Annotated in this window: 1 protein-coding gene and 1 pseudogene; both read left to right on the top strand. The window is 54.8% G+C overall.

Annotated features, from left to right (window positions below):
* A partial coding sequence (locus I5W_RS15195; RefSeq protein WP_044529860.1) for a zonular occludens toxin domain-containing protein occupies positions 1-989 on the top strand: 989 nt, incomplete at its 5' end.
* Positions 986-1,618 (top strand): annotated as a pseudogene (locus I5W_RS15190) (type II secretory pathway, component PulD); the annotation flags it as partial. The gene I5W_RS15195 and the pseudogene I5W_RS15190, both read left to right, overlap by 4 nt.

Here is a 1,618-nt window from a genome sequence, read left to right as displayed (position 1 = left end):
CATCGCCAAAGGCGGCGGGTAGTCACCAAGTTGACGGGATCGATGGGGACAAGATTCGCGCCTACGTCGAAAAGAATACAAAGCCAGTTCCCGAGCAATTAGGCGAGGTGGTCCATGTCACCAATGGCGATGTTGCGCTCGCCAACTTCTTCCCCTATTACGACGACAAGAAAGGTGCGCATACCGATACCATCGTCCAGCCTGGGGATTTGGTGTGCATCGATGAGGCGTGGCGGTTCTGGCCGGCGACTGGCGCGAATCTTTTGCAAGAGCATAAAAGCTTCTTCCTAGAGCATCGACATTTCACCAATGAGCAAACCGGCGTGGCCTGCGATCTGGTGCTGATGATTCAGGACATGTCCACGCTGAATCGCTTTGTAAAGAACGTGGTGGCGTTTCACATTCGCACGCACAAGAAAATCTCCCTGGGGATGCCCACGCATTACAGCGTGTCGATTTTTGAGGGGAATAAGCAGAGCAAGGCGGCGCGCATTAGTGTCGAACTGCACAAGTACCGCAAAGATATCTTCCCCTTATATTCATCCTTCAAGGGTGGCGCGGACGGGAAAATCGTCAACGTCGATAAGCGCCAAAACATGCTGGCGCGAAAAAAGATATGGATGACAGCCGGGGTTCTGCTGGTCGCCTTGGTGACTGGCTTGTACAGCATCAATCGCTTTTTTCATCCGAAGCCAGTTGCCGAATCGACTCAGACAGGGAAGCAAGACACAAGCACTAACAACGGCAAGCAATCTACTGTGCAGCCCGCAAAGCCTGCATTCTCAGATACGTGGCGCATTGTTGGAACGGCTCGATTCGGCACGACAAGCTATGTCGTTATTGCGGACGAAGCTGGCCGTCTTCGCTATGAATCTCCCTCGATGTTCGTGCAGATGGGGCCGCAGACCATCGGGGAAATTGATGGTGCCAAAGTGACGCGCTATTCCGGCGCGGTCATTCATTCAGTTCACATCGAGGGGAAGAAATGAAACGCATGATTACGGCGTTACTGATGGCGTACAGCACGCTCGCGGTCGCTGCTCAAAGTGGCCCGCTGCTGCCTCTCACGCCCTTGTCTATGCCGCTTCCTCCTGGTGCGCCTCCACAGTCCGATAGCGCAATGGAGTTTTCGCGGGTGAGGGTGGCGGAAGCGGTCGAGGCAATGTATACGCAAATTCTCAAGACGCCATACCTGATACAGCCTGAAGTGGTGGCTGATGAGCGGCTCGTCTCATTCCGATTCGGCACTGGCGTGTCTGCTCGATCTGAAGTCTCGCGCTTCATGGGGCTACTCGGCTTATCGGTGCGCACGGTGAACGGGGTTGATATCGTCGGGATTGTTAAAGAGATGGAACCAGACAAAGAGCCGTTCGTCTATCGACCGAAGTATCGCGATGTGACTTATCTAGTTGAGCTATTGCGCGGTCTTTTCCCAAAGGGGGAATTCACCTCCACCCGATCTATTCATGGCGCGCCGCAAGCGATCACGGCGGATGCGGCGACCGGCCAATCGAAAGCGCCAGCTCCGGCTGGGTCTGCTGCCTCGCTGCTCGACACTGATCCCGATGCGTTGGTATTCAATGGGACGGAAACCGATATCAGGAAACTGTCCTCGTTG

Origin of the sequence: Herbaspirillum sp. B65 (assembly GCF_000333555.1) — a bacterium.
GTDB lineage: Bacteria > Pseudomonadota > Gammaproteobacteria > Burkholderiales > Burkholderiaceae_D > Herbaspirillum > Herbaspirillum rubrisubalbicans.
Note: the sequence above shows the minus strand (reverse complement) of the source record. Positions and strands in the feature narration are given on the sequence as shown.